The organism is Massilia sp. CT11-108 (genome assembly GCF_047302915.1).
GTDB classification, from domain to species: Bacteria; Pseudomonadota; Gammaproteobacteria; order Burkholderiales; family Burkholderiaceae_D; genus Telluria; species Telluria orientalis.
This window is the reverse complement of the sequence record NZ_JBKYMO010000497.1, coordinates 1-3,959: the sequence shown is the minus strand read 5'-3', so window position 1 is coordinate 3,959 and position 3,959 is coordinate 1. Positions and strand designations below refer to the sequence as shown.

Annotated in this window: 3 protein-coding genes, 1 tRNA gene and 1 pseudogene; 4 read left to right on the top strand and 1 reads right to left on the bottom strand. The window is 60.8% G+C overall.

Annotated elements, in window-relative coordinates; genetic code table 11:
- The 4 genes from tilS to ACEN88_RS26130 form a co-directional block, all read left to right on the top strand.
- The coding region (gene tilS, locus ACEN88_RS26145; RefSeq protein WP_413344363.1) for a tRNA lysidine(34) synthetase TilS at window positions 1-841 on the top strand (841 nt) is incomplete at its 5' end.
- Window positions 842-968: 127 nt separating this feature from the next.
- Complete coding sequence (locus tag ACEN88_RS26140) at window positions 969-2,216, top strand: aspartate kinase (protein ID WP_413344361.1); 1,248 nt, start codon at window positions 969-971, stop codon at window positions 2,214-2,216.
- Window positions 2,217-2,313: 97 nt separating this feature from the next.
- A tRNA-Ser gene (locus ACEN88_RS26135) sits at window positions 2,314-2,407 on the top strand.
- A gap of 167 nt (window positions 2,408-2,574) precedes the next feature.
- Window positions 2,575-3,081: a tyrosine-type recombinase/integrase gene (locus tag ACEN88_RS26130; RefSeq protein ID WP_413344359.1), complete on the top strand. Its 507-nt coding sequence runs from the start codon at window positions 2,575-2,577 to the stop codon at window positions 3,079-3,081.
- 238 nt (window positions 3,082-3,319) lie between these two features.
- Here ACEN88_RS26130 and ACEN88_RS26125 read toward each other — a convergent pair.
- Window positions 3,320-3,550 (bottom strand): annotated as a pseudogene (locus tag ACEN88_RS26125) (transposase); the annotation flags it as partial.
- Window positions 3,551-3,959: the final 409 nt, after the last annotated feature.

Sequence of the window (3,959 nt, the reverse complement as noted above, 5' to 3'; positions counted from 1 at the left end):
CACGTGGGTCGAAGACGAATCCAATACCGATCCGCGCTATGCCCGCAACGCGCTGCGCCACCAGGTGATGCCGGCGTTGGCCGCCGCGTTTCCCGGCTACCAGCAACGCGTGGCGCGCAGCAGCGCCCACACGCGCTCGGCCCAGCGCCTGCTGGACGAGCTGGGCGAACAGGACCTGCGGGCCTGCCTGGCCGGCGATGGTCTCGACCTCGTCCGCGTGCGCGCGCTGAGCCGCGACCGCATCGACAACCTGCTGCGCCACTGGTTCACCGTGCGCCGCCTCGCGATGCCGTCGACGGCCTGGCTGGCGCAAATGGTGGCGCAGATCCTGTCCGCGCGCGAGGACGCGCAATTGCTCGTCGAACACCCGGACGTCGACGTGCGCCGCCACCGCGACCATTTGTATCTCGTGCCGCGCCTGCCGGACCTCGCCGGGATGCGCGATCCCGAGGACGCCGGCATCATCGACAAGCACGCCCAGCCGTTCCGCTGGAACGGCGAGGCATCCATTGCGTTTCCCGATTACGGCGGCGTGCTGCATTTCGATATGGCCGAACGCGGGTTCGATCCGGCCTGGCTGCGCGAGCAGGGACTCGAGATCGATTTCCGCAAGGGCGGCGAACGGCTGCGCCTGGCGCACAACCGTCCCAGCCGCAGCCTCAAGATGCATTACCAGGCGAGCGGCATCCCGGCCTGGGAACGGGGGCGCCTGCCCATCGTGATTGCCGCCTTCGACCTGCTGTTCGCGGCGGGGCTCGGCATGGATTGCCGGCACGTGACCGAGGGCCCGGAGCGCGTCGCGCTGCGTTGGGAAAGCGCGACGCCAGCCATCCCGCGTTAATACCCTTTCCGTATTACCATATTCCTATTTGGTATAGATTTCGCATCCTGACGGCTTGTGATTCCGCGCCGCAGCATGTAGAGTAAAAGGCTCATTTGATTTTTTACAAGCGGAAATCCCTTCAGTCATGGCCTTAATAGTCCACAAATATGGCGGTACGTCGATGGGTTCGACGGAACGCATCAAGAACGTCGCGGCCCGCGTCGCCAAATGGCACGACGCCGGCCATCAAGTCGTTGTCGTCCCCTCGGCAATGTCCGGTGAAACCAACCGTCTGATCGGCCTGGCGAAAGAGATTATGTCGCAGCCGGACCCGCGTGAACTGGACATGATTGCATCGACCGGCGAACAGGTGTCGGTCGGCCTGCTGGCCATGGCACTGCTGGCACGCGGCAAGGATGCCGTGTCGTACACGGGCTGGCAGGTGGGCATCAAGACGGACTCGGCCTTCACGAAGGCCCGTATCCAGTCGATCGACGACACCCGCGTGCGCGCCGACCTGGACGCCGGCAGGATCGTCATCATCACCGGTTTCCAGGGCATGGATGAGGAGGGTAATATCTCCACGCTGGGCCGTGGTGGTTCGGACACCTCCGCCGTCGCGATCGCGGCCGCACTGAAGGCCGACGAATGCCTGATCTACACGGACGTCGACGGCGTCTACACGACCGACCCGCGGGTCGTGAGCGAAGCGCGCCGCCTGTCGAAGATCACGTTCGAAGAAATGCTGGAACTGGCGTCGCTGGGCTCGAAAGTCCTGCAGACCCGCTCCGTGGAATTTGCCGGCAACTACCGCGTGCCGACACGCGTGCTGTCGTCGCTGACCGACCCCCTGATGTCGCTCGAAGAAGAAGCCAACTCGGGTACCCTGATTTCGTTTGAGGAAGAAAGCAACATGGAACAAGCCGTCATCTCGGGCATCGCCTTCCACCGCGATGAAGCCAAAATCACCGTCCTGGGCGTGCCCGACAAGCCGGGCGTCGCCTTCCACATCCTCGGGCCGATCTCGGAGGCCAATATCGAGGTCGACATGATCATACAGAACCAGTCGGTCGACGGTAAGACCGACTTCACGTTCACCGTGTCGCGCAACGATTACCAGCGCGCCATGGGCGTCCTGGAAGGCGTGAAGGCCGAAATCGGCGCCGACAGGATCCTGGGCGATGCCAAGGTCTCGAAGGTCTCGGCCGTGGGCGTGGGCATGCGCAGCCACGTGGGCGTCGCGTCGCAGATGTTCCGTACGCTGTCGGAAGAGGGCATCAACATCATGATGATCTCGACGTCGGAGATCAAGATCTCCGTCCTGATCGACGAGAAGTACATGGAGCTGGCCGTGCGCGCCCTGCACAAGGCGTTTAACCTGGAGCAAGCTTAACTTTTTTCAAAAAAATGGCCGTGCTTCCTTGACCAAAAAGGGTGTGGCCATTAATATGCGTGCACTCAGCGCTGACGCATAAACGTTGAAGCTGACTGGAGGCGTGGCCGAGTGGCCGAAGGCACTTCCCTGCTAAGGAAGCATACGGGCTTAAACCTGTATCGTGGGTTCGAATCCCACCGCCTCCGCCAGAACATAGTCCTTGCAGGTTTAAGGACATCAAAGAACCCGCTGTTCTCATAGAGACGGCGGGTTTTTTGTTGCCTAATACTGTCCAGTGAGGTCCCCGAAAAGCTAGCGTCTTTGGGGGCATTTTTCGGGGCATGTCCGTGCCACGATCGGACAGGATGCCCCCAAAATGCCCAAACAGGTACAGCCGCTCACCCAACTGCAGGTGCGCAACGCCAAGGCAAAGGACAAACCCTACAAGCTTGCCGATGGAGGCGGTTTGTACCTTGAAGTCATGCCCAGCGGCGGCAAGCTCTGGCGTATGAAATTCCGGCAGGCGGATGGCAAAGAGAACAGGCTGAGTTTCGGAGCCTTTCCGGACGTTTCGCTCGTGGGTGCTCGAGCCAAGCGCGATGAGGCGCGTCAGTTGCTGGCTGCGGGCGCCGACCCGGCTCACACCAGGGTCGAGCGGGCGCGCCAGACACGGTTGGCCGAGCAGAATACTTTCGAGCACGTTGCGCGCCAGTGGCACCGAACCATGACCATCAAGTGGCAACCGCAGACCGCGGAGGAAATCCTGCGGCGCTTCGAGTCCGATATCTTTCCGGCCTTCGGACACCTGCCGATCAACAAGGTGCAAGCGCCTGATGTGCTCGATCAGGTCTTCTGGCTGGCTTTGGAGGGAAATAAACAGTAGGCTGGAATCGAGGCCCAGAGGGTCGAAACATTAGCCGAGGCGGTTCACTCGGCAAGTCCGGCGGAGCCCGTTGAGCTCTGTAATGCGTTGCGCCGTTGGAGCCTTCGTGGCGCGCCACGGCGAGCAAGCCCGAACGGGCACCGGCCGTTTTGGACATTGTATCGATTTTAGGCGTTTTATCTATTCAAGATAAAACGCCTAAGCTGTATACAAATGGATCCTTTAGCGGATTCCTATGCCCCTGGACACCGACGATAGCGCGCAGGAAATCAGTCCAGAATGATTCGGCTCCCGACGGGCCAGTTGCCACTCCGAGAATTTCACGGACGTCATCGGTGTTGACCGCCGCAGCGATTATCACCGCCACGGAAGCCACCCGACCCGCTTGGCGCGATTTCACGCAAGTGGCGTCAATCCCGATGTAGGGCCAGTCGCCTTCGATCGGACGCTCAAGAGAGGCTTGCACCCGCTAGTCAATCTCTTCGGCTCGCCTTGCGCAACAACACAAAGCCGAGCATCACTCTTTCGGCTAACCATATTGCTTTATCGCAACGTCAATGAGTGCAATCATGTCAAGCTCGCCAGTACCTCCGCCGAACCCGGCCATGAGGCCAGCCGACCTTTTCATCGCGCGCCATTCGTCTCTGCTCAATGCGCGGGTAGCCTTTTGAGAACGCCCAGAACCCCATGAGAACCAGGCTAATTTCTCTTGCAGTGATAGTTGCGGTGCACGCGGCCGAGGTCCACGGCGCGCCTGCTTTATTGACCCTCGCACGCGCGGACGCCAGTATCGTGTTCCAGACTAAGTAGTCGCCCAATTTTTGCTGTCAAAGCTAAATTGATCACGCAGCAGGGGTTGGGCGATGAAGCACTTGGAG

What these genes read in the sequence shown, in the direction of transcription:
- ACEN88_RS26130 (WP_413344359.1), top strand. Translation starts at nt 2,575, where the DNA reads ATGCCCAAACAGGTACAGCCGCTCACCCAACTGCAGGTGCGCAACGCC.
- ACEN88_RS26140 (WP_413344361.1), top strand. Translation starts at nt 969, where the DNA reads ATGGCCTTAATAGTCCACAAATATGGCGGTACGTCGATGGGTTCGACG.